The 25,581-nt window shown below is 66.8% G+C and carries 22 protein-coding genes; 14 read left to right on the forward strand and 8 right to left on the reverse strand.

Going from position 1 to position 25,581, the window contains the following annotated elements; all coding sequences use genetic code 11:
* Positions 1-61: 61 nt before the first annotated feature.
* Positions 62-1,375, reverse strand: coding sequence for a hypothetical protein (locus INQ43_RS02245; RefSeq protein WP_228062592.1), 1,314 nt, complete (start codon positions 1,373-1,375; stop codon positions 62-64).
* On the opposite strand from INQ43_RS02245, the gene INQ43_RS02250 reads away from it, so the two are divergent.
* Both INQ43_RS02250 and glnE read left to right on the forward strand, forming a co-directional pair.
* Entirely contained in the window at positions 1,374-1,724 is a 351-nt protein-coding gene (locus tag INQ43_RS02250) for a hypothetical protein (protein WP_194036992.1), read from the forward strand. The two genes, INQ43_RS02245 and INQ43_RS02250, sit on opposite strands and share 2 nt — an antisense overlap.
* Before the next feature lie 39 nt (positions 1,725-1,763).
* Positions 1,764-4,649: a bifunctional [glutamate--ammonia ligase]-adenylyl-L-tyrosine phosphorylase/[glutamate--ammonia-ligase] adenylyltransferase gene (glnE, locus tag INQ43_RS02255; RefSeq protein ID WP_194036993.1), complete on the forward strand. Its 2,886-nt coding sequence runs from the start codon at positions 1,764-1,766 to the stop codon at positions 4,647-4,649.
* A gap of 10 nt (positions 4,650-4,659) precedes the next feature.
* Here glnE and INQ43_RS02260 read toward each other — a convergent pair whose 3' ends face one another.
* A complete protein-coding gene (locus INQ43_RS02260; RefSeq protein WP_194034932.1) occupies positions 4,660-5,616 on the reverse strand; it encodes a mitochondrial fission ELM1 family protein in 957 nt (318 codons plus the stop codon).
* A 118-nt stretch (positions 5,617-5,734) separates the two neighbouring features.
* On the opposite strand from INQ43_RS02260, the gene INQ43_RS02265 reads away from it, so the two are divergent.
* The 6 genes from INQ43_RS02265 to INQ43_RS02290 all read left to right on the forward strand — a co-directional run bounded on the left by INQ43_RS02265 (position 5,735) and on the right by INQ43_RS02290 (position 10,545).
* Complete coding sequence (locus INQ43_RS02265; RefSeq protein WP_194034933.1) at positions 5,735-6,334, forward strand: malonic semialdehyde reductase; 600 nt, start codon at positions 5,735-5,737, stop codon at positions 6,332-6,334.
* Between the two features lie 93 nt (positions 6,335-6,427).
* On the forward strand, positions 6,428-7,006 hold the full coding sequence (locus INQ43_RS02270) for a YceI family protein (protein WP_194036994.1): 579 nt from the start codon (positions 6,428-6,430) through the stop codon (positions 7,004-7,006).
* 169 nt (positions 7,007-7,175) lie between these two features.
* On the forward strand, positions 7,176-7,775 hold the full coding sequence (locus INQ43_RS02275) for a pirin family protein (protein ID WP_255518470.1): 600 nt from the start codon (positions 7,176-7,178) through the stop codon (positions 7,773-7,775).
* 45 nt (positions 7,776-7,820) lie between these two features.
* Entirely contained in the window at positions 7,821-8,018 is a 198-nt protein-coding gene (locus INQ43_RS02280; RefSeq protein WP_193985766.1) for a zinc-finger domain-containing protein, read from the forward strand.
* Between the two features lie 9 nt (positions 8,019-8,027).
* Entirely contained in the window at positions 8,028-9,152 is a 1,125-nt protein-coding gene (locus INQ43_RS02285) for a glycosyltransferase (RefSeq protein WP_194036996.1), read from the forward strand.
* Positions 9,127-10,545: an O-antigen ligase gene (locus INQ43_RS02290; protein ID WP_228062593.1), complete on the forward strand. Its 1,419-nt coding sequence runs from the start codon at positions 9,127-9,129 to the stop codon at positions 10,543-10,545. The genes INQ43_RS02285 and INQ43_RS02290 overlap by 26 nt, the downstream gene beginning before the upstream one ends.
* Here INQ43_RS02290 and lpxL read toward each other — a convergent pair whose 3' ends face one another.
* The gene (lpxL, locus tag INQ43_RS02295) at positions 10,546-11,505 is read right to left on the reverse strand and encodes an LpxL/LpxP family Kdo(2)-lipid IV(A) lauroyl/palmitoleoyl acyltransferase (RefSeq protein WP_194036997.1); all 960 of its coding nucleotides are present in this window, start codon (positions 11,503-11,505) and stop codon (positions 10,546-10,548) included.
* Between the two features lie 95 nt (positions 11,506-11,600).
* On the opposite strand from lpxL, the gene waaA reads away from it, so the two are divergent.
* The gene (waaA, locus tag INQ43_RS02300) at positions 11,601-12,908 is read left to right on the forward strand and encodes a lipid IV(A) 3-deoxy-D-manno-octulosonic acid transferase (RefSeq protein WP_194034939.1); all 1,308 of its coding nucleotides are present in this window, start codon (positions 11,601-11,603) and stop codon (positions 12,906-12,908) included.
* Here the strand turns inward: waaA and INQ43_RS02305 are convergent.
* From INQ43_RS02305 to INQ43_RS02315, 3 genes are all read right to left on the reverse strand, one after another.
* A complete protein-coding gene (locus INQ43_RS02305; protein WP_194034940.1) occupies positions 12,905-14,335 on the reverse strand; it encodes a TolC family outer membrane protein in 1,431 nt (476 codons plus the stop codon). The two genes, waaA and INQ43_RS02305, sit on opposite strands and share 4 nt — an antisense overlap.
* A 15-nt stretch (positions 14,336-14,350) precedes the next feature.
* Complete coding sequence (locus INQ43_RS02310; protein ID WP_194036998.1) at positions 14,351-15,007, reverse strand: protein-L-isoaspartate O-methyltransferase; 657 nt, start codon at positions 15,005-15,007, stop codon at positions 14,351-14,353.
* Positions 15,008-15,118: 111 nt separating this feature from the next.
* Positions 15,119-15,841: a TetR/AcrR family transcriptional regulator gene (locus INQ43_RS02315; RefSeq protein WP_194034942.1), complete on the reverse strand. Its 723-nt coding sequence runs from the start codon at positions 15,839-15,841 to the stop codon at positions 15,119-15,121.
* Positions 15,842-15,959: 118 nt separating this feature from the next.
* Here INQ43_RS02315 and INQ43_RS02320 point away from each other — a divergent pair, with 118 nt between their 5' ends.
* Genes INQ43_RS02320 through INQ43_RS02330 form a run of 3 tightly spaced genes read left to right on the forward strand, consistent with a single transcriptional unit; the run spans position 15,960 to position 21,896 of the window.
* On the forward strand, positions 15,960-17,042 hold the full coding sequence (locus INQ43_RS02320) for an efflux RND transporter periplasmic adaptor subunit (RefSeq protein WP_228062594.1): 1,083 nt from the start codon (positions 15,960-15,962) through the stop codon (positions 17,040-17,042).
* A 2-nt stretch (positions 17,043-17,044) separates the two neighbouring features.
* Complete coding sequence (locus INQ43_RS02325; protein WP_194037000.1) at positions 17,045-20,236, forward strand: efflux RND transporter permease subunit; 3,192 nt, start codon at positions 17,045-17,047, stop codon at positions 20,234-20,236.
* 25 nt (positions 20,237-20,261) lie between these two features.
* On the forward strand, positions 20,262-21,896 hold the full coding sequence (locus INQ43_RS02330) for an NAD+ synthase (protein ID WP_194037001.1): 1,635 nt from the start codon (positions 20,262-20,264) through the stop codon (positions 21,894-21,896).
* An 81-nt stretch (positions 21,897-21,977) separates the two neighbouring features.
* Here INQ43_RS02330 and INQ43_RS02335 read toward each other — a convergent pair whose 3' ends face one another.
* Positions 21,978-22,481, reverse strand: coding sequence for a nuclear transport factor 2 family protein (locus tag INQ43_RS02335; protein WP_194034946.1), 504 nt, complete (start codon positions 22,479-22,481; stop codon positions 21,978-21,980).
* A gap of 56 nt (positions 22,482-22,537) precedes the next feature.
* The gene (locus INQ43_RS02340; protein WP_194037002.1) at positions 22,538-23,578 is read right to left on the reverse strand and encodes a serine hydrolase domain-containing protein; all 1,041 of its coding nucleotides are present in this window, start codon (positions 23,576-23,578) and stop codon (positions 22,538-22,540) included.
* Positions 23,579-24,168: 590 nt separating this feature from the next.
* Here INQ43_RS02340 and frmR point away from each other — a divergent pair.
* Together frmR and INQ43_RS02350 are read left to right on the forward strand one after the other, a co-directional pair.
* Positions 24,169-24,444, forward strand: coding sequence for a formaldehyde-responsive transcriptional repressor FrmR (frmR, locus tag INQ43_RS02345; protein ID WP_194037003.1), 276 nt, complete (start codon positions 24,169-24,171; stop codon positions 24,442-24,444).
* A 13-nt stretch (positions 24,445-24,457) separates the two neighbouring features.
* On the forward strand, positions 24,458-25,567 hold the full coding sequence (locus tag INQ43_RS02350) for an S-(hydroxymethyl)glutathione dehydrogenase/class III alcohol dehydrogenase (protein WP_194037004.1): 1,110 nt from the start codon (positions 24,458-24,460) through the stop codon (positions 25,565-25,567).
* The last annotated feature ends 14 nt before the right edge of the window (positions 25,568-25,581 follow it).

Genomic DNA, 25,581 nt, shown 5'->3' on the forward strand with positions numbered 1-25,581 from the left:
TGTGAAGGCAGCGCGATGTCACTAGCACGGAAACCGGTCCGCTTGGCGGGCCGACGGGGCGTCAGCGATCCGGTTGTCGCCGCCGCGGCAGGTCTGGATCGCCCACCTCATCGGCGTCTGCCTTGGCGGCATTGCCATCGTCCTCCGGCGGCGGGTAGTCGATATCCGGGTCGGCCCGGAGGACCGCATCAACCTCGTCCAGCATCGCCTGGCGCAGTTCCGCGCCAGGCAACGCGGACTCGCGCGCAATCCGGCGCACCTCGGCGGCGTGTTCCTCGTTGAACTGGCGACCGGGATCCAGGTGGCGCAAGGCCAGGCGATGGAGTCGTCGTCGCCGGCTCAGCTCGGCGGCGATCCGGTGTCGCCGGCGGAACCAGCCCACGCCCAACACGACGATCATGGCCAGTCCCAGGTATCCCAGCGCCGGATAGACGTAGGACACCAGGTCGCGAAAGCCCACGAAACTGAGCACGAACCCGACCAGCACCGTGCCGATGTAGACGGCGCGGAAGCGCTCCGGCCGGGCGCGGGTCAAACGCTTGCCCAGTGCGTAGAACAGGCCCAGCGCGGTATTGAAGATCATGCCGAAGATCACCACCGCCATCGCCGTGCCCAGCGCTGGATGCAGCAGGTTGACCAGGCTCAGCATCGGCAGGTCGTCCCCGCCGACGACGTCGACGCGGAGGAACATGGCCATCACCGCAAGCAGCAGGAGCATCAGGTACATCAGCCCGCCGATCAGCCCGCCCAGCCCCGCAGCGCGGGTATCGAGCATGTTGCCGCCGATGACGATCGTCATCGAGACCGCGGTCATCGCGCACAGGCCGACGTAGTTCAGCGCACCGACCCACCAGTTGGGCAGCGAGGTCTGCACCTGGGCGCTGGCGAGGTTCAGTGCGGCGATGTCGTAATCGCTGGTTGCCAGGGTCCACACCGAGGCGCCGGTGAGGAACAGGATGATGAAGGGCGTCATCGCGCCGATGAGGGTGGACACCCGGTTGACGTCAAACATTCCGGCCGCCAGCACCGCGGCGAGAGTCATGACTGCGCCCACCCAGACGGGCCAGCCAAATTGCTGTGCCATGTTGGCGCCGCCGCCGGCGAACATCACGAAGCCGATCGAGAACAACGTGATGATCGTGATGGCATCGAGGAAGTGCGCCACCACCGGCTGCGTGATGCGCTGGAAGACCGCGGTGTGCTCCTTCGCGCCCACATAGCTTCCTAGTTGCAGCATCGCGATGCCGCTGACGATCATGATCAGGGAAGCGCCGAGCGCGCCGATGATGCCCCAGCTTCCAAAGGCCACGAAGAACTGCAGCATTTCCTGGCCGGAGGCGAAGCCGGCTCCGACAATCAGCCCGATGAAGGCCATGCCGATTCCCATCGCGCGTTTGAACACGGCGTTCCCTCCATTGCCGGGTGACGTCGCGGCTTTGCAGCCGATGAACGCGGATTCGATTGCTCCCGAGCGCGATCGAACCGTTGTATTAAAGGCCGCCGACGCGGGCTGGGCCGTGAAGGGACACGCCGTGCAGTTGCAATTCATAACCCCATCAGTTCAATTTTGCACTGCAGCGTGCACCCTGCTAACAAATCCTTCACAGTCGACCTGCATCCCGACGTGGGGGAGGGAGCAGGCCCGCAACCGGTTCGTCCGGGGCGGGCTTTTTATTTCCCGCTCCGGCGCAACGGTCACGGGGCTCGCGCTGATCCACGCGTGACGCCATGGGCCACGATGCGCTCATGCCACTATCCGTCCCATGACTCCACCCCAACCAATCGAATCCGCCGTGCTGCTGCGAAAGCTGGAGCCTGCCGGTATCGCCCAGTTGGACGACTGCGCCACCGCCCGCCTGGAGGCCGTGGCCATCGCCAGCGACTTTGCGATCGACACCCTGGCCCGCCAGCCCGGCCTGCTGGATCGACTGTTGCAGGACGATGGCGCGGCTGCCATCCCGCCGCCGGAGCTTGACCCTGACGCTCCCGAGGCATGGCCGTCTGCCTTGCGTCGTTATCGCACCGCCGAATCCACCCGGCTGGTGTGGCGCGACGTGCTCGAACTGGACGACATCGACACGACACTCGCCGGCACCACTGTGCTGGCCGAGCGTTGCCTGCAACTGGCACTGGACGCGCTGGAGGCGACCTTCATCGAGCGCCATGGCGTGCTGCGGGACGCGTCGGGCAAAGTGTTGCGGCTGGTGGTGCTGGCACTGGGCAAGCTGGGTGGAGGCGAGCTGAACTTCAGTTCCGACGTTGACCTGGTCTACGGCTACGAGCCGCCCGGCGACCGGTCTGATGCGTCCGACGGGCCGCGTCCACTGGCGGCGGAACACTACTTTTCCCGCCTCGGCCAGAAACTCGCGCGCCTGCTCGACGACGTCACCGTCGATGGCTTCTGCCACCGCGTGGATCTGCGCTTGCGTCCCTATGGGAATGCGGGACGGGTGGCCTGGTCGTTTCCGGCCATGGAGCAGTATTTCCAGCGCGAAGGGCGGGACTGGGAGCGGTATGCGTGGCAGAAGGCGCGACCCGTGGCTGGGGACCTGGCGGCCGGCGCGGAGTTCCTAGAGCTCCTGCGCCCGTTCGTCTACCGGCGTTATCTGGACTACGGCGCGCTGGACGGCCTGCGTGCGATGAAGGCGGCCATCGCGGCCGAAGTGGCGCGCAAGGAGCTTGCCGACGATATCAAGCGCGGGCCCGGAGGGATCCGGGAGATCGAGTTCCTCGCCCAGGCGTTGCAGCTGATCCGCGGCGGGCGCGATCCGCACCTGCGCGAGCGTTCACTGCAGCCGGCGTTGGCGGCACTGGTCGATGCCGGGCAAGTGGAGGTGCAGACTGGCGCCCAACTGACCGCGGCCTACCGTTTCCTGCGTCATCTGGAGAATCGGCTGCAAATGTTCGCCGACCAGCAAACCCATGCCTTGCCGGTGGAGCCGGCGACGCGCAAACGCATCGCAATCGGCATGGGATTTTCCGATTGGGCAGAACTGCGGGCGGAACTGGAGCGGCACCGCGGCGTGGTGGGCGAGGAGTTCGCGGCGTTGCTGGCGCCGCGCCATGGCAACCGTACCGAGGGGGAGCTTGCGGCGTACTGGCTGGCGCTTCCCGATGGCGGCGATGCGGCGATCCTGGCCGAGGCCGGCTTCGAGGACGCAGCCGGGGCCGACAGCCTGCTGCGTGATTTCGCGCGCAGCCCCGGCGTTGTCGCGCTGACCGACGCCACCCGCTCACGCCTGGACCGCGTGCTGCCGGCCTTCATGGAAGGGGCGGCGCGATCCAGCCAACCCGCGCTCGCATTGCGCCGCCTGCTCGCGCTGGTGCAGAACATCCTGCGCCGGACCGCCTACCTGGCGCTGCTGGACGAGCAACCCGCCGCGTTGGCACGACTGGTCCGGGTGACCAGTCAAAGCGCCTTGCTGGCCGAACGCGTGGCAGTGCATCCCCTGCTGCTGGACGAACTGCTCGACGCCAGCGTGGCTGGCGAGCTGCCTGGTCGCGCCGAGCTCATCCAGGCCTGCGCCGAGGTCGGGCTGCAGGGTGACGGCTCGGGCGCTCGCTCGGTGCCGGGCGACGCAGCGGGCCAGCTTGCGGCGCGCGGGAAACGCAGCCAGGAAGACGTCGAGGCGGTGCTCAACGCGCTCAACGAAGTGCGCCAGGCCGCCAGCTTCCGCATTGCCATGGCGCATCGCGACCATCGCCAGCCGGCGGTGGAAAGCGCGCGCCAGGTCGCCTGGCTGGCCGAAGGTGTGGTGAACCGCGTGCTGGAAATGGCCACCAGGGAAATGATCGCCGCCCATGGCGGTCTTCCGGCGACCCGTTTCGGGGTAATCGGCTACGGCAGCCTGGGCGGGGAGGAGTTGGGGTTCGACTCGGATCTGGACCTTGTTTTCCTCTACGACACGCCGGCCAGCGTTGGCGGTGCCGATGCCGTGTCGGATGGACCGCGACCGTTGGATGCCGCGCGCTGGTCCGCGCGGATGGCGCAGAAGCTGGTCGCCTTGCTGGAAGCGCCCACCCGTGCCGGCCGCCTGTACGAGGTGGACGTGCGCCTGCGGCCGGATGGCGCCAAGGGCGTCCTGGTATCCAGCCTGGCCAGCTTTGATGCCTACCAGCACGAGCGCGCGTGGAACTGGGAGCACCAGGCGCTGGTGCGTGCGAGGCCCATTGCCGGTGATACCACCCTGGCCGCGGATTTTGCCAGGGTGCGCAGCGCCACCCTGTCACGGCCGCGCGATCAGCAGCAGTTGCGCGAGGAGGTGTCGGCAATGCGGGCGCGCATGCGCGCCGAACTGGATCGCAGCAAGGGCGACATGTTCGATCTCAAACAGGGCCAGGGCGGGCTGGTGGACCTGGAGTTCGTGCTGCAGTCACTCGTGCTGGAGCATGCCGCCAGCCGTCCGGGCGTGATGGACACCCAGGACACCCACGGCCTGATCGCGGCCCTTCATGACGAGGGGATCATCGACGGGGAAACCCGCACGCAACTGCAGGCAGCCCACGAGATCCTGCTCTCCCGCAGTCTGGACTGCAGCCTGGATCGCCGGCCCCGGCGGATGGTGCCCGACGCGCCGGTGGAGCGCGCCCGCGCCGCGATTGAGCTGGCGGCTGGTGAGCATGGACTCGACTTCAGCCGTCGGGTCTGAAAAGCGGGCGTTACAGCGACAGGCGCTGCCTGACCTCGTCTGCGACCCGGCCGGTTTCGCGCAGCGGCGTGACCGGAAAATCCGTCAGGGACCCGTCGAATGTGCGCACGCGACCCAGTTCCAGCAGGCGATCGACGAACCGGCGCGGACGCCCGCCCAGCCGGTCCAGACCGGCGACGAACACCGGGGCATCTGTGGCGCACGCCTCCGAGAGCATGTTGACCGACTCGGCGGTGCAGACGATCCGGTCGGCACAGGCCAGCAGGCCGGGGTAGGGATTGGCACCGTCACCCGGCGGGGTGAACAGCATTCCGCTGCGGCCGGCGAAATGCTTTTGCAGCCGCTGACCCAACCCGGCCGGGCTGCGGCGCGATGTGGTCGCCATGATGCAGCCGCCTGCCTCGTCGACCTGGCGCATTACCTCCAGGGTCAGCGCCTCCAGCCAATCCGCGTCCAGCCTGGCATGGGCGCTCGCACCGCCGAGCAGCAACGCGGTGCGCGGTTGCGGCAGGGTTGCCAGAGCCGTGAACCGACGCCGCGCCTCCGCCAGCCAGTGCGCGTCCACGGGATGCAGGCTGCCGAGCACCGGGATCACGTTGCTGCCCACCAGACGGTCGTGCTCGGGCGCGATCACCAGGTCCCAATGGCGCGTGGCGATGCGTGGATCGAGGATCTGCACCGTCGCGCTGCCGTGGCGCCCCAGGAGCCGGGTGGCCAGGGCCGCCTGGCGCCCGCAGCCGATCGCCAACGCGGGCGGCCCGGCCAACGCATCATGGAACCCGGCGCCGAAGGCGTGGCCCGCGGCAATACCGCGGGGCGCGGTCCAACGCCACGGCGCGCGCGTGTCCAGCCTCCAATCGCGCATTGGCATGCCGAGCGCGCGTGCCAGCGCGTGCGCCTGGCGCAGGTTGCCGGCGTTGCCGTCGGTGATGGTCCAGACGCTCGGATTTTCCGCTTGGCGTTTCATCTGTGCCTGCAATACGTTCCAAGGTTGCGCCCGTGCGTGGCGGCTGCCAACGCCTACACTGGCCGGCTTGCAGCTCCCACTGAGCGTCGATTCCACCGCATCCACGGAGAGATCATAGATGGCCCCGTCCCGACCCGAACCCCTCGCACCGGCAACGTTGGACCAGTTGTTCCGCACCGCGCGCACCCACAACGAGCTGGGTGGCGAGGTCAGTGACGATACGCTCCGCCAGCTCTACGATCTGGTGAAGTGGGGCCCGACCAGCGCCAACATGTCGCCGGCGCGCTTCGTGTTCGTGAAGTCGGCGGAGGCCAAGGCGCTTCTGGAGCCAGCCCTGGATGAGGGCAATCACGCCAAGACCATGGCCGCCCCGGTTACGGTGATTGTCGGCTTCGACGAGGATTTCCACGAAAAGCTGCCGTACCTGTTCCCACATACCGATGCGAAAAGCTGGTTTGCCGGTCCGCGGGAAGGCCGCACGGCAGCGGCGTTCCGCAATGGCAGCCTGCAGGGTGCGTACCTGATCCTGGCGGCGCGGGCGCTGGGACTGGACACCGGGCCGATGTCCGGTTTTGACAATGCCAGGGTCGACGCCGCGTTTTTCGCGGGTACGGCGATCAAGTCGAACTTTCTCGTCAACCTCGGTTATGGCAACGACGATAAGATTTTCCCGCGGTTGCCACGACTTTCTTTCGAGGAGGCAGCGCGGATCGTTTGACGGTTTTGTGATGCGTTCCCACGCCTGCCCTGCGCCACGTTTCCCATCGCAGCCTTCCCATTTGAGTCTTCCCAACATCCCAGGAGCCTTCCCATGATCAAACGACTTGTCCTCGCCGCCGCGCTGGCCACGACCGCCAACTTCGCAATCGCCGCCCCCGTCACCTACCAGCTCGATCCCAGCCATACCAACGTGATCGCCCAGTGGAACCACTTCGGCTTTTCCAATCCGGTGGCCCATTTCGGCCAGGCCGAAGGGATCCTGATCTACGACGCCGACAACGTCGCCGCCTCCAGCGTCGAAGTGGCCCTGCCGCTGTCCGGTCTCAACAGCTTTACCGCGAAGTTTGACGAGCATCTGCGAGGCCCGGATTTCTTCAACGTCGCCACCTATCCACTCGCAACCTTCAAAAGCACCGCCGTGGAGTCCGCCGGCGAAGGCAAGCTGAAGGTCACCGGTGAGCTGACGATCAAGGACAACTCGCACCCGGTGGTGCTGGACGTGACGCTCAACAAGGTGGGCGAGAACATGGGCAAGCGGCCGACGATCGGTTTTGATGCCCACACCACGATCAAGCGCAGCGACTTTGGTGTCGGCATGTACGCGCCAGGCGTCAGCGACGAGGTGGACATCCGCATCACCACCGAGGCGTCGTCCGAAAAAGCCGGGTAGGGATACCGGGTAGGAGCGCGGCGCTGGAATATGAGGCAGGAGCACAACGCGGGAGCATGCGGTGATCCTTGAGCGACCCTCCGCGTCCCGTGGCTCCGGCCCGTCTTCGACAGACGGGCGGGAGCGCCGGCACGCGTTTTCCGGCGGGGTTTTCTACGACCCGCGATGGATGGGATTCGGTGTGCTGCGGGTGCTCAACGAGGACCGTCTCGCGCCCGGTGCGGGGTTTGCGCCGTGCCGCCGCGCCAACATGGAAGTGTTTACCTACGTGCTCTCCGGCGCGCTGGCGCATCGCGACAGCAGCGGAGCGGAACGGGTGATCCGCGCAGGCGATCTGCTCTGGCTGGGTACCGGCCACGGAATGCAGTACCACCACTTCAACGCATCCGACGCGGAGCCGCTGCACATCCTGCAGGCGTGGCTTCAGCCCGACCGGGTCAATGCCGAGCCCGCTTCGGGCATCCGGAAGGCCGCGCCGGGGCACGGCTGGGAGCTGCTGGCATCGCCGGATGGGGAAGACGACAGCATCGCGATCCGTCAGGACGCGCGTCTTTGCCACCTGCGAGTCGCGCCCGGCGCTGCGGAGGTCCGCTCGCTGGAGCCGTCGCGACGCTACTGGCTGCACGTCGCCACTGGTGCGGCGATTGTCAATGGGCGTGATCTGTTTGCCGGCGACGCGCTGGGCTTCACTGGCGAGTCCGGACGCCTCGAGCTGGCCGGGGCGGGCGCCACCCCGGCCGGGCTGCTTTGGTTCGACCTGCCCGCTTGAGGCAGCTGGTAAACTGGCTGTCTTGTACCGTCCGTGATCGCCGCCATGACCGCAGTCCATGACCATCCCACCCAGGCCAACGCCGAGCGACGCTACACCGTGACGCGCGCCGACCTGCCGTTGAGCTGCCCGACACCGTCGATGGCGCTGTGGAACTCTCATCCACGCGTGTACCTGTCGATCGAGGAAGACCTGGAGAGCACCTGCTTCTACTGCGGCGCGCACTTCGTCCTGCAGGACTGAACCAAGGCGATGCGCCCGATCACGGTGGTCCAGCTGCTGCCGGCGCTGGAATCGGGTGGGGTGGAACGCTCAACGCTCGAGATCGCCGAGGCCCTCGTGTCGGCCGGCCATCGTGCCATCGTCGTATCCGCTGGCGGCCGCCTGCTGCCGCAACTGCTCGCCCTTGGCGGCGAGCACGTGACGCTGGATATCGGACGCAAGTCGCCACTGACGCTTTCGCGCGTACTGCCGCTGCGCCGGTTGCTGCAACGCGGTGATATCAACATCGTCCACGTGCGTTCGCGCCTGCCCGCCTGGATCGCGCGCTTCGCTCTGGCCGGGATCAACCCCGCGCGTCGCCCGCGCCTCGTCTCGACCGTGCATGGCCTCAACTCGCCGTCGCGCTACAGCGCGGTGATGGTCGGCGGGGAACGGGTGATCTGCGTGTCGCAAAGTGTCCGCGATTACGTCATGGCCCATTACCCGGAGAGCGACGCCAGGCGCCTGCGCGTTATTCCCCGCGGGATCGACCCGTCCGCCTTCCCGTCTGCGCCGCTGCCCGACCCCGCCGCGCGGGCGTGGGCCGAGGCGCAGCATCCGGCGCTGGCTGGCGATGGCCCGCTCCTGCTGCTGCCGGGAAGGGGGACTCGACTGAAGGGCCACGCCGACGCTGTCGAGCTTCTGGTGGGGCTGCGCGCCGACGGCCGCGACGCGAGGCTCTGGCTGCCCGGCGCGCGCGAGCCCGGGCGTGAGGCCTACATCGCGGAACTGGAAGCCATGGCAGCGAAGCGCGGGGTCGGCGATGCGATCGCGTTCACCGCACCGACCGATGCGATCGCCCGTGCCTACGCGGCCAGCGATCTCGTGCTCCAGCTCTCGCGCAAGCCTGAAGCGTTCGGTCGCACCGTGATCGAGGCCCTGTCGGTGGGTCGTCCCGTGCTTGGTTGGGCTCACGGCGGGGTCGGTGAGTTGCTGTCCCGGCTGCAACCGCAGGCAGCGGTACCCCCGTTCGACGTGTCGCTGCTGCACGAGCGGGCGCTCGCGCTGCTGGACCGCGGGTCGACAACAGCCGGTACGATGCCCGATCTGTCCGACTTCACCCTGCATGCGATGCAACAAGCGACGCTGGATGTCTATGCCGAACTCATCAACTGACCGGTCCGCCGGCATCGCCGCCGAGCGCGGCGCGCCGGCCGGATCCAAGCAGGGAGTACCCGCGCCCGCCGGACCCGCGCTGGCCGGGCGGGCGATCCAGGGCTGGCGCTGGGCGCCGGCGTGGATCCTGGCCTACGTCGCGCTGTGGCCCGCGCCGGGTTATGCCGAGGCGATCCTGGTGCTGGGTGCGTTGGTGGCGATCGCCAAACTGGTCAGCTCGCGGTTCCGCGGCGGGGTAAGCCTGCTCAGTGGCGAGGCCTGGGCGCTGACCAGCGTGCTGTTTTTTGCCTACTGGTTGCCGCAACTGGTGTCGGCGTTCGACTCCATCGATCCGGGGCGGGCGCTGCGCGAAGCCGCGGTCGACCTGCGCTATCTGCCCTTCCTCTGGCTGGCGGCCGCGGCGGTGGCCAACGAGCGCGGGCGTCGCACGACGTTTGGTGGCCTGGCGATCATCATCGCCGTCTGGACCGTGGATGCGCTGGTGCAGGCAGGCATTGGCACCAGCCCGCTGTTCTTCGGCATCGACTCGATCAAGCAGGCGATCAGCGGTCACGCGATGTGCAGCGTGAGCGAGGTGGCCGCGGTGGACCGCCTCAGCGGGGTGTTCGGTCCGTGCAACCTGAAGCTGGGCATCGTGCTCGCCAGCCTGTCCCCGTTCGCGCTGTACGCGGCGGCCAAGCGCGCGCATGCGGTCGGCTGGCTGCTTGCGGCGGCGGCCGTCGGCGTGGTGGTGATGCTGGCCGGTTCGCGGGCCTCGTGGATCACCTACCTGCTGGTGCTGGTGTTGTCGGGCTGGCGGCTGCTGGGATGGAAGAAGCTGCTCGCCGTGTTCGCCGCCGGGGCGATCCTGCTGGGCGTGCTGGGCGTTGTGTCCAGCGATGTGCGCCAGCGTCTGGAGCGCACCACGCATGTCTTCGCGGTCAGTGAGGAAGGGGTCGACCGCGCGCTCTCCGGTCGTACCCGGATCTGGGGCGCTGCGCTGTGCATGGTCCGCGAGCATCCCTTCAACGGTGTCGGCGCGCGCGGCTTCCGCGAGGCGTTCCCGGCCTGCGATCCGCAAAGCGACCAGCAGGCCGAGTGGGGCGAGGGGCCGGCCTTCCACGCCCACCAGATCGTCCTGGAAATCCTCAGTGAAACGGGCTTCTTCGGCCTGCTGATGTGGCTGGCCGGCGCAGCCCTGGCGTGGCGCGCGTGGCGTTTCGCCGATGCGCAGGCGCGCGAGCGGGCGCGTCCGGCGATGCTGGCGCTGGTGGTGACCGTGTTCCCGTTGAACACCCATCTGGCGTTCTATTCGACGTTCTGGGGTGGCCTGACGCTGTTGCTCGCGGCGCTCTACGCCGGCAGCCTGCTGGCCGTGCGCAGCCTCCCGGATACCACCACCGGCACGGAGTGACTAGCGCGGCGGGTAGGGCGAACTGGCGCCCGGCGGCCGGCGTTTGAAGCGCCGGTGGATCCACAGGTACTGGCTGGGCGCCTCGCGCACCATCGCCTCGATTGCCGCGTTGACACGGGTGCTGTCGGCGACCGCGTCGCTGGAGGGGAAGTCCGCCAGCTCGGCACCCAGTCGCAGCACATAGTCGGCGCCTTCGCGGCGGTGGAAGAAGGGCACCACCGCGCAGCCGGTCATTCGGGCGAACTGGTGGGTGGCGGTTATGGTGGCGGCCGGCACGCCGAAGAATGGCGCGAAGACCGTGTCCTTGCCACGCATGTCCTGGTCGGGCGCATACCAGAGCAGCCCGCCCTGCTTGAGGTGGCGCATGGCGGGCCGCAGCTCGGCATTGGCGAACATCGCGCTGGCGTGGCCCAGGCGACCGCGCTTGACCGCCCACTCCATCACCGCACCGCGGTGGCGCCGGTACATGCCGGCCAATGGCAGGTGGTCGCACATCAGCCGGCCGCAGATCTCCAGGGTCATGAAATGACCCGACACCAGCAGCACGCCGCGACCGCTGGCGCGGATCGCCTCGACCGCCTCCAGACCTTCGATGCGCGCTGTTCGCCGCATAGGCTCGACGGATCCCCACCAGGCGCGCGCGAACTCGAACAGGCCGATGCCCAGGTCACGGAAATGGTTCCGCAGCAGACTTTCTCGTTCCGCCTCCTCCATCGCGGGAAAGCACAGTTCCAGGTTGGTCTGCGCAGCGCGCCGGCGATCGCCCGCAAAACGCAACGCGAGCGCGCCGACTCCGGCGCCCAGCGCGCGCTGCAAGCCCCACGGCAAGCGCGCGGCGAGCAAGAGCACGCCCAGCCCGAGCCACGCCGGCCAATGCCGCGGGCTGAGCGGCGCCGGGCCGGGAGAGGTCGGGCTTGCGACGCTGCGATCACGGTCGCGCAGAGGAGGTTTTGCAGCCATGCGGTGGATTCTACCGGGGGCGGACGATGCGAGCCGCCCGCCACGGCAACGCCCGTGCGACCCGGTGCGCGCGGGCGTTACAGTATCCTCGGCCGATGCGAACAGACCTGATCGAGCGCCTCCTGCGCGGCCTGTATTCAACCGTGTTGTACCTGCTGGTGCCGCTGACGATTTACCACCTGATCTGGCGTGGCTTTCGCCAGCCCAGCTACTTCCAGCGCTGGAACGAACGCTACGCCCGATATGGCGATTCTCCCCACACCAGCACCCTGTGGCTGCACGCCGTGTCGGTGGGCGAGGTCAACGCCGCCGTGCCACTGGTGAATGCGCTCCGCCGGGGCCGCCCGGACCTGCACCTGCTGGTCACCACGATCACACCCACCGGCTCGGAACGCGTGCGCGCGCTGTGGGGGCATGACGTGGAGCATGTCTACCTGCCGTACGACCTGCCCGGCGCAGTGGCGCGGTTCCTGCGCCACTACCGGCCGCGCGCGGGGCTGATCATGGAAACCGAGCTGTGGCCGAACCTGCTGTTCGGGTGCCGCGACCATGGGGTGCCGGCTTTCATCCTCAACGCGCGCCTCTCGGAGCGCTCGCTACGGGGTTACCGTGTGCTGGCGCCGCTGGTGTCGCGGGCGCTGCGCACGGTGAACACGGTGGCGGCGCAATCGATGGCCGATGCGATGCGCTTCGTGCAGCTCGGCGCGCGCTCCGCGCAGGTGGTCGACGTGGGCAACCTGAAATACGACGTGATGGTGCCCGATGGGCTGGAGAAATTCGCCGCGGAGTGCCGGGCGCACTGCGGTCGCCGACCGGTGTGGATCGCCGCCAGCACGCATGAGGACGAGGAGGCCGCGGTGATCTCCATCCACCGCCGGCTGCGCGAACGCTATCCGGACCTGTTGCTGTTGTGGGCGCCGCGCCACCCCGAACGCTTCCGGGTCGTCGCCGATCATTCGCGCGCATCCGGGTGGCAGGTGTCGACGCGATCACGCGCCCAGTGGCCCTCCGCCGGGGATGCCGTGTTCGTCATCGATACCCTGGGCGAACTGCTGCATTTCTACGCCTGTGCGGACGTTGCCTTCGTCGGCGGCAGCCTGCAGGACGTCGGCGGGCACAACCTGCTGGAGCCGGCGGCGGCGGGCACCGCCATCGTCACCGGTCCGCACCTGCACAACTTTGCCGAGATCTCGCGCCAGCTCGACGAGGCCGGCGCGCTGCTGATCGGCGCCGACCCTATGGGCGTGGGCGGCGCGCTGGAGGAACTGCTGGGCGATCCAGCAAAACGCCGGAAGATGACCGCGGCCGGACAGATGCTGGTGGAGTCAGGTCGTGGCGCGCTGGCCCAGACCCTGGTGCTGCTGGCTCCGGCCTTGGCAGCAGAAAAGCAGGAAGCAGCCTAGCGCTGGATCGGCGAGGTCACATCGGCCTCGGCGTTCACCGTCAACAGACGGTTGATGTTCTGCACGTCTTCGATATCCAGGGTGCCGGCGGCTTCCTCCAGCACGAGGCGCTGCTGCAGGTGGTTGTAGCGGGCCAGGGCGAATTCCTGCTGGGCGGTGAACAGGTTGCGCTGGTTCACGAGCACGTCCAGCACCGTTCGGGTGCCGACTTCCAGGCCGACCTGGGAGGCGTCGTAGGCGGCCTGGGCGGAGACCAGCGCCAGTCGCCGCGCTTCCACTTCGCTGACACCGGCAACCAGGGTCTGGTAGGCGTTGCGTGTGTTGCGTTCCAGCGCGCGCCGCTGCTGCTCGAGCTGGTCGCTGGCGACGTCACGCTGGGCGATGGCCTGGCGCACGCGTGACTGGGTCGCGCCGCCGGAGAAGATCGGCACCGATAGGGTGACGCCGACCTGCGGACCGCGGCTTTCGTTGTCGATCGGTCGGGTCGCCGAGCCTGGCAAGCCGGTCGCGCTGAAGGTGTTTTCACCCCAGGTCTTGCCGTCCGAGTAGCCGCCGCCCAGGTAGAGCGTTGGCCAATGGCCGGAGCGCGCGGTACCGACGTCGGCCTCGGCGGACTGGACCTGGAGCTGTTTGGCCCGCAACGCGGGGTTGTTTTCCATCGCGGTCTGGACCCAGCTGTCAGCGCCTTCGGCGACCGGCAGCTCGGGCTGGAAGTCCTGCGGCAGACCCTGCAGGTTGCGCACCGGAACGCCGGTGATCTCGGTCAGCGCCTGATAGGCGTCGGCCACGGCGTTGCGGGCGACGATGGTGTTGGCACGCGCGCTGTCGAACTGGGCACGCGCCTCGTGCACATCGGTGATCGGAGCCAGGCCGACCTCGAGGCGCTTGGACGCGAAGTCGAACTGCTTCTGCAGCGCCTGCTCGGCGGCTTCGGCAGCGGCCAGGGTTTCCAGCTGCACCAGTACGTTGAAGTAGGTCGCCGAGGTGCGCGTGATCAGGCTCTTGCCCGCGGCGTCGACCTGGAAGTCGCTGGCCCGCGCCAGGGCCCTCTGGCTGTCGAGCATGGTGAAGCGGGCGCGGTCGAAGATCATCTGGTTGATGTTGACGCCGAGGCGCCGGGTCGAGGTTTCGGTCTCTATATCGCCGCTGAAGCTGATCGGCTGACCGGTCACCGGGTCGAACTGGTTCTGCGTCGCGGGGCCCTCGCTGCGGCTGCGCTGGTACGACGCGGTCCCGTCGATCTGCGGCAGCATCGCCGCCCGTGCCTGCACTGCGCCCTCGCGGGTTGCCAGCCGTCCCGATTCGGCCGCGGCGAACTGCGGATCGCCGGCACGCGCCAGCTCGTAGGTCTGGAGCAGGTCTTCGGCCGCAACGGTGGCCGGCGCAAGCGCGACGACGAGGGCGAGTACGAGGGGGCGGGTGATCATGCGGAGTCCTTGCGATCAGAATTCGAAAGCGGGTACGGGTGCCGCACCGGCCAGATAGGGAATATCGGTCTCAAACAACGACTCGATACGCGATCCGTTGACGTCAACATGCACCACGACAGCTTCCATCACCGGCGGGCGGCCGCGCACGACGAGCATGCGTCCGCCAGGCTTGAGCCATTCCAGGAACGACATCGGGATGGTGTCCACGGCGCCGGTCACGCAGACCGCGTCGAACTGGCGGGCGGGACGGTAGGAGAACGCATCCGCGTGGACCACTTCGACGTTGGCGATCGCGCGTGCCGTCAGGTTGGCCAGTCCCAGGCCAGCGAGCTCGGCATGCTTCTCGATGCTGACCACGTCGCGCGCCAGGCGCGACAGGCAGGCGGTGAGGTAGCCGCTGCCGGTGCCGATCTCCAGCACGTCCTCATCGGGCTGCAGCAGCAGCGACTGCAGGATGCGGCCCTGGATGACGGGCTTGAGCATCACCTGACCCTGCGGCAATGGCAGGTTGGTATCGGCATAGGCCAGGTTGCGGTGCGCGGCCGGGACGAACGGCTCGCGCGGCATGGTTGCCAGCACGTCCAGTACGCGTGCATCCAGCACGTTCCATGGACGGATCTGCTGCTCGACCATCAAGTCCCTGGCCGCTGCGTAGTCAATCATGCTCATTGGATCGAATCCCGGGCTATACGTGTCAACCGCTTATTGTACCGGCGCCGCAGCCACAGCATCACTTCCGCGCGCCGGTAGGCGGAGTGCCGGAAGTCACCGCGACCAAGGTCACGTAGTCACTGCGGGCGGGTCGGCGACCCCGTAGGCACGCAGGAACATGTCGACCGCCGAGCCCAGGTGGGCGGGGACATCGTCCTCGGCGAGGCCGTCCAGGCCGAGCAGCAGCCGGGCATGGGCGTCGCCCTTGAGCAGCGCCAGCAATTGGCTGGCAGCACGGGAAAGCCCTGCCTCGTCGATGGGGTCCAGTCGCAACTCGCCGTCTTCGGCCCGGCGCTGCAGCAGCGAGGTCAATTCCTGGTTGATGCGTCCGGGGCCCGCGTCCCAGAACGTGCCGACGACCGGAGAGCCGGCGAGCTGGGGCGTCGAAAGCATGCGCAGGGCGGCAATGGCTTCGGGACTGCTGGCCATCGCGTGGAATGCGCGGGCGATCTGCAGCAGCCGCTCGCGCAGCTCGACGCGGGAGGAACGCTCGAACAGAGCGTGTGGCACCTGCTGCTCGCAATAGGACGCCACCGCGGCGGAAAACAGCTTTTCCTTGTCGCCGAAGTGGCTGTAGACCGTGAGTTTGGAGACGGTCGCGACGGCTGCGATCTGATCCATGCTCACGCCCTCGAAACCGTGCTGCAGGAACAGTGTGCGTGCCGCCTCCAGGATGGCAGCGCGCTTGGCCGGGTCCTTCGGGCGTCCGGGACCGACAGGACTGGACGGTTTTGACGTGTGCGGCGAGGCAGGTCCGGAGCCACTGTCGCCGCGTGAGCGCAAGTCGTTCATGGCCTAATACTAGACTGGGGAGTTTTATATTTATACAGTGCGTGCCACTCCAGCCTTCCGTTCCAGGAATCGATCCGACATGTGCAGACGTATCCGAACCGGTCGTTTCGCGTCCGTCATGACCAATGCCGCCGTCGCACTGCTGGTGCTGCTTGTCGCCGCTTGCGGTCGGGGCGATGTGGAACCCCAGCAAAAGCCACCCGTGCTGGTGGTGCTGCCAGGTGCGGGAGCCGCGACGGAGATGTCGCTGACCGGGGAGATACGCGCGCATGAGGAAAGTCCGCTGTCCTTCCGGATCGGCGGCAACATGCTCGAGCGGCGGGTCGAGGTCGGTGACCACGTCAGCGAGGGCGACGTGCTGGCGACGCTGGATCCCGATGACCAGCAGGCCCAGGCGAGTGCTGCGCGGGCCAAACTGGCTGCGCTGGAGGCAGACCTCAAAAGGGCGCGCGCCGACCAGGCCCGCTACGCGCAACTGGTCAAGGACCAGTTGATCAGCCGCTCCAACATGGATGCGCAGAATGCCGCCGCCGAAGCGGCGCAGGGGCAGGTCAATGCGGCCCGCGCCGAGCTGCGCATGGCCAGCAACCAGGCCGGCTACAGCAAGCTGGTCGCGCCGGCCGACGGTGTGATCGCCAGCCGCCAGGCCGAGGCGGGGCAGGTCGTTGCCGCCGGACAGCCGGTCTTCACGCTGGCTGCGGACGGCGCGCGCGAGATCGTCTTTGCGGTGGCCGAGAACGCCAAGGATGAGGTACAGCCCGGCAAGGCGGTGCAGGTCGAGGTCTGGTCGCAGCCGGGCAAGCGCTGGCCGGGCACCGTGCGCGAAGTGTCGCCGTCGGCCGATCCCGCGTCGCGGACGTTCGCGGCCAGGGCCACCGTGGACGCACCCGAAGGCGCGCTGCAACTGGGCCAGAGCGCGCGGGTGGTGATCCCCACCAACGCCGCGGGCGGCGCGACGTTCAGCGTTCCGCTCACTGCGTTGCAGCGTCAGGGCGATGGCGTGGCGGTGTTCGTGGTCGATCGCGCCAGCTCCACCCTGAAGCTGCAGCCGGTGTCCATCGGTGCGTATGGCAACGACAGCGTGCCCGTGCTCGATGGCCTGGAAAAGGATGACTGGGTGGTCGCCGCCGGCGGTCACCTGCTGCGCGAGGGTCAGGAAGTGGCGCCGGTGGACCGCGACAACCGGCCACTGGGCAACTGACCGTGACGCGGTTCAATCTTTCCGCGTGGGCCCTGCGCCACCGCAGCCTGGTGGTCTACATGATGCTGGTGGTGGCGATCGCCGGCACCTTCTCCTACCTCAAGCTGGGCCGCAGCGAGGATCCGGCGTTCACCTTCAAGGTGATGGTGGTCCACACCGTGTGGCCGGGCGCGACCGCCGAACAGGTCGGCCGGCAGGTCACCGAGCGCATCGAGCGCAAGTTGATGGAGACCGGCGAGTACGAATTCATCCGCTCCTACTCACGCGCCGGCGAGTCGCAGGTGATCTTCGCTGCGCGCGACGCGATGCCGTCCTCGCAGGTGCCCGAACTGTTCTACCAGGTGCGCAAGAAGATCAGCGACCTGCGCCCGGAGCTGCCGGCCGACATCGTCGGTCCGTTCTTCAATGACGAGTTTGGCGACACGTTCGGCAACATCTATGCGCTGACCGGCGCCGGCTTTGATTACGCGGTGATGAAGGACTACGCCGACCGCATCCAGCTGGCCCTGCAGAAGGTGCCCGACGTCGGCAAGATCGAGTTGTTCGGGGTCCAGGACGAGAAGATCTGGATCGAGCTTTCCAACACCAAGCTGGCCACGCTGGGCGTGTCGGCGGCGGCGGTGCAGGACGCGCTGCAGCAGCAGAACGCCGTCGTTCCGGGTGGATTCTTCGAGACCGCCAGCAGCCGCGTGCCGGTCCGGGTCAGTGGCCAGTTCGAGTCGGTCGAGCAGATCCGCCAGTTCCCGATCCGTGTGGGCGATCGCAGCTTCCAGCTCGGCGACGTGGCCACGGTGGAGCGTGGCTTCTCCGATCCGGCGCAGCCGGGCATGCGCTTCATGGGTCAGGATGCGATCGGGATCGGCGTGGCGATGCGCGATGGCGGCGACATCCTCGCGCTCGGAAAGACGTTGGAAACCGAGTTCGAGCAACTGCAGAAAACCCTCCCGGTGGGCATGGCGCTGCACAAGGTGTCCGACCAGCCCGCGGCGGTCAAGGAATCGGTCGGCGAGTTCGTCCGCGTCCTGGCCGAGGCGGTCGGCATCGTGCTGCTGGTCAGCTTCCTTTCGCTGGGGTTCCGCACCGGGCTGGTCGTCGCGCTCTCGATCCCTCTCGTGTTGGCGATGACCTTCACGGTGATGGAGATCTTCGGCGTCGGCCTGCACAAGATCTCGCTGGGCGCGCTCGTGCTGGCGCTCGGGCTGATGGTCGATGACGCGATCATTGCCGTGGAAATGATGGCGATCAAGATGGAGCAGGGCTTCGATCGCCTGAAGGCGGCGGCGTTTGCGTGGGAGTCGACCGCGTTCCCGATGTTGACCGGCACCTTCATCACCGCGGCCGGCTTCCTGCCGATCGCGACCGCGGCGTCGAGCACCGGCGAATACACGCGCTCGCTGTTCGAGGTGGTGACCATCGCTCTGCTGGTGTCGTGGGTCGCGGCGGTGGTGTTCGTGCCGTTCCTGGGCGACAAGCTGCTTCCGCGCATCGAGCGCGGCGCGCACGGCCATCCGGCCCCGCCCAAGCCCGGCTCGCTGGCGGCGCGCTGGCAGGCCCGGCGCCAGGCCTGGGCGGACCGGCATCCGGCATTCGCCGACGTGCTCGCCCCGCTGCCGCAGGATGCCGAACAACCGCACGATCCCTACGCGACGCGCTTCTACCAGCGCTTCCGCAGCTGGGTGGTGTGGTGCGTGCGCCATCGCTGGCTGGTGATCGTGGTCACCATTGCCGCGTTCGCGCTGTCGCTGCTGATGTTCCGCTTCGTGCCGCAGCAGTTCTTCCCGGAGTCGGTGCGCCCCGAGCTGATGGTCGACATGGAGCTGGCCGAGGGCAGTTCGCTGCGCGCGACCCGCGCCCAGGCCGAGCGGCTGGAAGCGATGCTGGCCGAGCGCGACGACCTGACCAACTACACCGCCTACATCGGTACCGGTTCGCCGCGTTTCTACCTGCCGCTGGACCAGCAACTGCCGTCGGCCAACTTCGCCCAGTTCGTGCTGATGCCCGAGAGCCTGGAGGCCCGCGAGGCGCTGCGCAGCTGGATGATCGACGAGATCGTGCCGCTGTTCCCCGACCTGCAGCTGCGCGTGACCCGGCTGGAGAACGGCCCACCGGTCGGCTATCCGGTGCAGTTCCGCGTCTCCGGCGAGCACATCGACCAGGTGCGCCGGATCGCCTACGCCGTGCGCGACGAGATCCGCAACAACCCGCACGTGGCCAACGTCAACCTGGACTGGGACGAGCCGGGCAAGGTCGTGCGCCTGCAGATCGACCAGGCACGGGCGCGCGCGCTGGGCATCACCTCGGCGCAGCTGTCGCAGGTGCTCAGCGGCTCGCTGTCGGGCATCCAGGTCAGCACCTACCGCGAGGGCAACCAGCTGATCGGCATGGTCCTGCGCGGCGGCGAGGATGAGCCGATCGCGCTGGATCAACTCTCCACCCTGATGGTCCCCACCGCCAGCGGCCAGAGCGTGCCGCTGGCCCAGGTCGCCACCCTGGAGTACGGCTTCGAGGAAGGCATCATCTGGCACCGCGACCGCAAGCCGACCATGACCGTGCGCGCCGACATCTACGACGGCACCCAGCCGGCGTCGGTAATGGCGCAGATCTCGCCGACCCTGGACGGGATCCGCGGAGAACTGCCCTACGGCTACTCGGTGGACGTGGGTGGCAGCGTGGAGGACTCGGCCCGCGGCCAGGACTCGATCGCCGCGGGCGTGCCGCTGTTCCTGTTCGTCGTGTTCACCCTCCTGATGGTTCAGCTGCGCAGCTTCTCGCGCAGTTTCATGGTCCTGCTGACCGCGCCGCTGGGGATGATCGGCGTGACCCTGTTCCTGCTGGTGTTCCGGGTCCCATTCGGGTTCGTGGCGATGCTGGGCACCATCGCCCTGTCCGGCATGATCATGCGTAACGCGGTGATCCTGGTCGACCAGATCGAGCAGGACCGGCGCGACGGCCACGAGACCTGGGATGCGATCGTCGAGGCGACGGTGCGCCGTTTCAGGCCGATCGTGCTGACCGCGCTGGCCGCGATCCTGGCGATGATCCCGCTCTCGCGCAGTGCCTTCTTCGGGCCGATGGCGGTGGCGATCATGGGTGGACTCCTGGTGGCCACCGTGCTGACACTGCTGTTCCTGCCCGCGCTGTATGCGGCCTGGTTCCGGGTCAAGGTGCCCGAGTCTGGAACAATGCGACGGTGACCGACCCCTCTGACGGACGAATCCCATGACCCAGTCCCTACGCATCGCAATGGCCCAGTTCGACTTCGCCGTCGGCGCGGTGGATGACAATGCCGACCTGATCGTTGAGCTGATCGAGCAGGCGCGTGACGATCACGGCGCCGACCTGGTGCTGTTCCCGGAGCTCGCGGTATCGGGCTATCCGCCCCAGGACCTGCTCATGCGGCCGGGGTTCCTGCGCGCCTGCGAGAACGCAATGGAACAGATCGCCGCGGCTGCCACCGGGATCACCGTCGTTGTCGGCTGGCCGGAGTCGGCCGGATCGGTGGTCTACAACGCCGCCAGCGTGTTGCGCGAGGGCCGGATCGAGCAGACCTATCGCAAGCGCAAGCTGCCCAACCACGCCGGCTTTGACGAGCGGCGCTATTTCGTTGTCGATCCCGACGGCGGCGACTGCGTGTTCGAGGCCAACGGGGTCAAGCTGGGCCTGCTGGTCGGCGAGGACATGCTGTTTCACGAGCCGTTCGCCTCAACGGTCGGGGCCGGTGCGCAGCTGGTGTTGTCGATCAATGCCTCGCCGTTCGAGCACGACCAGCACGGCCGGCGTGACCAGTTGCTGGAAGATGCGGCGCGCGCCAGCGGCGTGCCGATCGCCTACGTCAACTGCGTGGGCGGCCAGGATTCGGTGGTGTTCGACGGTGCCTGCCTGGTCGCCGATGGCGATGGCTGCGTGCATCCGGCGGCGTCCGCCTTCACCGAGCAGTGGCTGGTGGTGGATTTCGAGCCAACCAGCAAGCGGTTCCACCCAGTGCTGTGGCAGCAGGACGGCGACGAAAGCCGCGACGCCCTGGCCTGGCGCGCCGTGGTCACCGCGACGCGCGACTATTACCGCAAGAACGGTTTCCAGAAGGCCTGGGTCGGCCTGTCCGGTGGCCTCGACTCGGCGGTTGTGCTGGCAATCGCGGTGGACGCGCTGGGCGCCGACAACGTCACTGCGGTGCGCATGCCCTCGCGCTACACCGTCAGCCTGTCCAACGACCTGGCCGCCGAGCAGTGTGAGGAGCAGGGCGTCGAGCTGCTGAGCGTGCCGATCGAGAAGCCGTTCCAGGGCTACCTGGACGCGCTGGAGGACGTGTTCGAAGGCCAGGCGGTGGATACCACCGAGGAGAACCTGCAGTCGCGGATCCGCGGCGCGATCCTGATGGCGCTGAGCAACAAGTTCGGCGGCCTGGTGCTGACCACGGGCAACAAGAGCGAGTACGCGGTCGGCTATTCGACCATCTACGGCGACATGGCCGGCGGCTTCGCCCCGATCAAGGATCTCTACAAGAGCGAGGTGTTCGAGCTCGCGCGCTGGCGCAACACGGTGGGCGATCCGGTGGTGCCGGTCGGCGTGATCGAACGCCCGCCCTCGGCCGAACTGCGTGCCGACCAGAAGGATGAGGATTCGCTACCACCCTACGACGTGCTCGACGCGATCCTGCGCCGCTACATCGACCAGGAGCAGTCACGCGACGAGGTCGTGCGCGCTGGTTTCGACGTGGCCACCGTCGACCGCGTGCTGCATCTGATCCGGATCAGCGAGTGGAAGCGCCACCAGGCCGCACCGGGTCCGAAACTGTCGCGCAGGGCGTTTGGCGGCGAGCGGCGGTATCCGATCAGTAACGGGTTTCGCGAGTAGGGGGGGCGCGGACAGAACGCTAACTTAGACGGTGCAGTGAGGTTTGCGGGACGGTGAAACCAACCGGCTTACGAGTGACGATCAGTTGTTTGGTCTGTGCCCAAAGCTCAGTGATCTAGTGATTTGCCACCGGCCATCTTTCTCTTGCCACACCAGAAGGAAGTCTGCCTTCCCTTCGCACTTGCCATTATCACTCTGGCAAAAACGGTGCGTGCCCTTCGCGATTGCGCCGAAGTCCTTCACGGGGAAAACCTCGAGCGTTCCCGGAATCAGTTCGCGTCTATAGTGGCTGCAGGCATATTTTTCCGTGTTCGCGATCATCTCGTCGCGCGTCCAGGTCACGCCGCCGGTGTCATGGTAGAACTCAACGTCAGGAGCAAAGTAGGAGGCGTGAAGCTTCAGCTGCTTGGGGTCACTGCAATGATTGAAAGCATCGAACATGGCTTTGTCCAGGCCGGTAACCTTGGTGAAGAGCGTGTCCTTGGAGCTGTTTGTTTCCTGCTGTCCGGATCCAGCGAACGCAGATGAAATCCCCAGGGTGAATGAGGCCAGATAGATCAGCAGAATCGATGACTGACGCTTCATGAATTTTCCCTTGACTGTGTTTTTGTGGATTAAGTACGTGCGTATCTGTCGCTGATCTAGTTTGCCGCCATCGCGCGAAGCAGGTCGACGTACTCGGGGTTGGCCCCAATCTGGGCGAGTATTGGCAAGACCACGCGATATCCCTCGTCGCTGTTGGTTAGGATCACCGTGCCCTTGCGGTTGTTCGCATCCCAGTAAGCCAGTGCAAAAGCACCGTCGTCGGCGCCTGTGTGCATGAAATAGCGTTGGCCATTGAGCACAAGCAGTTCCCAGCCCAGCGCGAAGCCTGCTTTTTCAGGACAAAGCTCTGACGGAATGTTCTTGCAGGTTTCTTCCCGGCGATCCGCTTGAATCATTCCACGTTCAGCGGCAATAGCCGAGCTCAATCCCTGATCATCCATCAGAGAGATCATGAATCTGGCGTAGTCCCGTGCAGTGGTATACAAGTCATCTGATGCAAGCGCGCGCTGCCTGATCGTTGGCAATTGCCACTTGCCGTCCGCGTCCCTGCCTTGCGCAATCGCTCGTGCGTCACTCGACTGTAGGGTGTAAGAGGTGGCTGACATGCCAATGGTCTTGAATACAAGCCGCTTTGCTTGCGCTTCCAAGCCAGCGCCAGTGCGCTTCCCAATGAATGCCGCGAGATATTCATACCCTTCCCCTGAATACCCGGGTGCCATGCCTGGGTCGCCCTCGAACTTCAGACCTTCGACGGGATCGCGCCAGTTCGGAAACCCTGTTTGATGGCTCAACGAGAGTCGAGGCGTCAGCAAGGTGGCTCTGGGATCATCGGCAATGTCCGGATCCACCCAGTACTGCGCCATCGACTCATCCAGGGTGAACCTTCCCTCTGAGATCAAGCGAAGCGTAACCTCGGCGGTAATTGGTTTGGTCAGCGAAGCGACGTTGTAGCGAGTATCAGGCGTGGCCGGCTGCCCCGGAGCCTGCAACCCGGCCGCCTGCAGAGCGACAATCCGATTTCCCTCAATCTGAGCTACGGAAACACTCGCGACGCCGGCATCTACAAGTATGGCCGGAAGTTCGGTCGCAAGCGCTTGATCGATGTTGGAGAGATAAGTTCTCTCTTGTGCTGTCACGGGAGGTTGATGCGCACTGCAAGCACTTATTCCAATCAACAGGAGACATAGCAATTGAAATCTTGAATTAGGCATTGGTCACCCTCGAGGAGCCTGATAGGTAACATCACCATCCGCGTTCTCAGAGCGAACCGCTGACAAGGCGAAAGTGAGCTCCAACACCGTGTTATCAGTAATAAGAGAATGGGTGGGTCGTGCCTGCAAGGTCGCAAGTTGCCGGACTCGTTGCAAGGCTTGTGCGACGAAACAGGAAATGGCGCGACGAAAGCAATGGAAAGACGCCTTTGTCGAATTTACGGTTGCCGATGATCGACCCATCTTCGCTACGGTTGACCCAGCACGGCTGATTTTGCGCTTCGCGAAAGATGACGCATAGGTGCTCGCATCAGCGCATAGACGCAAGAGATTGCCGACATGCGCTATGCACGTCGAAACGTATGGCTTGGTGGAGTATTCCGGTTCATCTGGGGTCATTCTCTCTGTCGATGCCACGCGGGGCAATCACACGGCGCTGGTGGCGGTGGCAAATCCCCGTACTGCCTCGGGCCGGGTGAGTGTATACTCTCCCCCAGTATCCGAGACGCCACGTCATGCCGCACTCCCCCGAAGAAAAGAAACGTGTCCTGGCCAGGGTCCGCCGCGCGCGGGGACAGTTGGAAGCCCTGGAGCGTGCGCTGGAGGCGGGGGCGGACTGTGGGCCGGTACTGCAGCAGATCGCCGCGATCCGCGGCGCGGTCAACGGCGTAATGTCGCAGGTGCTGGAAAGCCATCTGCGCGGGGAGCTGGGAAGCCCTGCTGAGGATCCTTCACGCCGCCAGGCGGGCATCGACGATGCCGTGGCGCTGGTGCGCGCTTACCTGAAATGATTTGGAGAACGCCATGAAATCACGTGCCGCCGTCGCTTTCGAAGCCGGAAAGCCCCTGCAGATCGTCGAGATCGATGTCGAGCCGCCGCGCAAGGGCGAGGTCCTGGTCAAGATCACCCACACCGCGCTGTGCCACACCGACGCGTTCACCCTGTCGGGCGATGACCCCGAGGGCGTGTTTCCGGCCGTGCTCGGGCATGAGGGCGCGGGCATCGTGGTCGAGGTCGGCGAGGGCGTGACCAGCGTGAAGCCCGGCGATCACGTGATTCCCCTCTACACCGCCGAGTGCGGCGAGTGCCTGTTCTGCAAGAGCGGCAAGACCAACCTGTGCGTCGCGGTGCGTGCGACCCAGGGCAAGGGCGTGATGCCCGACGGCACCACGCGCTTCTCCTACAACGGCGAGCCGATCTACCACTACATGGGCTGCTCGACCTTCAGCGAGTACACCGTCGTCGCCGAGGTCTCGCTGGCCAAGGTCAACCCCGACGCCAACCCCGAACACGTCTGCCTGCTCGGCTGCGGGGTCACCACCGGCATCGGCGCGGTCCACAACACCGCTAAGGTGGCCGAAGGCGACAGCGTGGCGGTCTTCGGCCTGGGCGCGATCGGGCTGGCGGTCATCCAGGGCGCGGTGCAGGCCAAGGCCGGGCGGATCATCGCCATCGACACCAATGCCGAGAAGTTCGAGCTGGCCCGGCAGATGGGCGCGACCGACTGCGTGAACCCCAGGGACCACGACAAGCCGATCCAGGAAGTCATCGTCGAGATGACGCGCTGGGGCGTGGACCACAGCTTCGAGTGCATCGGCAACGTCGACGTGATGCGCGCCGCACTGGAATGCGCGCATCGTGGCTGGGGCCAGTCGGTGATCATCGGCGTTGCCGGTGCGGGCAAGGAGATCAGCACGCGGCCGTTCCAGCTGGTGACCGGGCGCAAGTGGATGGGCACCGCGTTTGGCGGCGTCAAGGGCCGGACCCAGCTGCCGGGCATGGTCGAGGACGCGATGCGCGGGGATATCCAGCTGGCGCCGTTCGTGACCCACACCCTGCCGCTGGAGCGGATCAACGAGGCGTTCGAACTGATGCACGCCGGCGAGTCGATCCGCACCGTGATCCACTACTGATGGCGCGACGATCC

The sequence above is a fragment of the Lysobacter sp. H23M47 genome (genome assembly GCF_015209765.1).
Classification (GTDB): domain Bacteria; phylum Pseudomonadota; class Gammaproteobacteria; order Xanthomonadales; family Xanthomonadaceae; genus Novilysobacter; species Novilysobacter avium.

Excerpts from the sequence above, each read along its gene's own strand:
- INQ43_RS02250 (WP_194036992.1), top strand. The coding sequence starts at position 1,374 with ATGCCGATTCCCATCGCGCGTTTGAACACGGCGTTCCCTCCATTGCCG.
- INQ43_RS02245 (WP_228062592.1), bottom strand. The coding sequence starts at position 1,375 with ATGGCCTTCATCGGGCTGATTGTCGGAGCCGGCTTCGCCTCCGGCCAG.
- glnE (WP_194036993.1), top strand. The coding sequence starts at position 1,764 with ATGACTCCACCCCAACCAATCGAATCCGCCGTGCTGCTGCGAAAGCTG.
- INQ43_RS02260 (WP_194034932.1), bottom strand. The coding sequence starts at position 5,616 with ATGAAACGCCAAGCGGAAAATCCGAGCGTCTGGACCATCACCGACGGC.
- INQ43_RS02265 (WP_194034933.1), top strand. The coding sequence starts at position 5,735 with ATGGCCCCGTCCCGACCCGAACCCCTCGCACCGGCAACGTTGGACCAG.
- INQ43_RS02270 (WP_194036994.1), top strand. The coding sequence starts at position 6,428 with ATGATCAAACGACTTGTCCTCGCCGCCGCGCTGGCCACGACCGCCAAC.
- INQ43_RS02275 (WP_255518470.1), top strand. The coding sequence starts at position 7,176 with ATGGGATTCGGTGTGCTGCGGGTGCTCAACGAGGACCGTCTCGCGCCC.
- INQ43_RS02280 (WP_193985766.1), top strand. The coding sequence starts at position 7,821 with ATGACCGCAGTCCATGACCATCCCACCCAGGCCAACGCCGAGCGACGC.
- INQ43_RS02285 (WP_194036996.1), top strand. The coding sequence starts at position 8,028 with ATGCGCCCGATCACGGTGGTCCAGCTGCTGCCGGCGCTGGAATCGGGT.
- INQ43_RS02290 (WP_228062593.1), top strand. The coding sequence starts at position 9,127 with ATGTCTATGCCGAACTCATCAACTGACCGGTCCGCCGGCATCGCCGCC.
- lpxL (WP_194036997.1), bottom strand. The coding sequence starts at position 11,505 with ATGGCTGCAAAACCTCCTCTGCGCGACCGTGATCGCAGCGTCGCAAGC.
- waaA (WP_194034939.1), top strand. The coding sequence starts at position 11,601 with ATGCGAACAGACCTGATCGAGCGCCTCCTGCGCGGCCTGTATTCAACC.
- INQ43_RS02305 (WP_194034940.1), bottom strand. The coding sequence starts at position 14,335 with ATGATCACCCGCCCCCTCGTACTCGCCCTCGTCGTCGCGCTTGCGCCG.
- INQ43_RS02310 (WP_194036998.1), bottom strand. The coding sequence starts at position 15,007 with ATGAGCATGATTGACTACGCAGCGGCCAGGGACTTGATGGTCGAGCAG.
- INQ43_RS02315 (WP_194034942.1), bottom strand. The coding sequence starts at position 15,841 with ATGAACGACTTGCGCTCACGCGGCGACAGTGGCTCCGGACCTGCCTCG.
- INQ43_RS02320 (WP_228062594.1), top strand. The coding sequence starts at position 15,960 with ATGACCAATGCCGCCGTCGCACTGCTGGTGCTGCTTGTCGCCGCTTGC.
- INQ43_RS02330 (WP_194037001.1), top strand. The coding sequence starts at position 20,262 with ATGACCCAGTCCCTACGCATCGCAATGGCCCAGTTCGACTTCGCCGTC.
- INQ43_RS02335 (WP_194034946.1), bottom strand. The coding sequence starts at position 22,481 with ATGAAGCGTCAGTCATCGATTCTGCTGATCTATCTGGCCTCATTCACC.
- frmR (WP_194037003.1), top strand. The coding sequence starts at position 24,169 with ATGCCGCACTCCCCCGAAGAAAAGAAACGTGTCCTGGCCAGGGTCCGC.
- INQ43_RS02350 (WP_194037004.1), top strand. The coding sequence starts at position 24,458 with ATGAAATCACGTGCCGCCGTCGCTTTCGAAGCCGGAAAGCCCCTGCAG.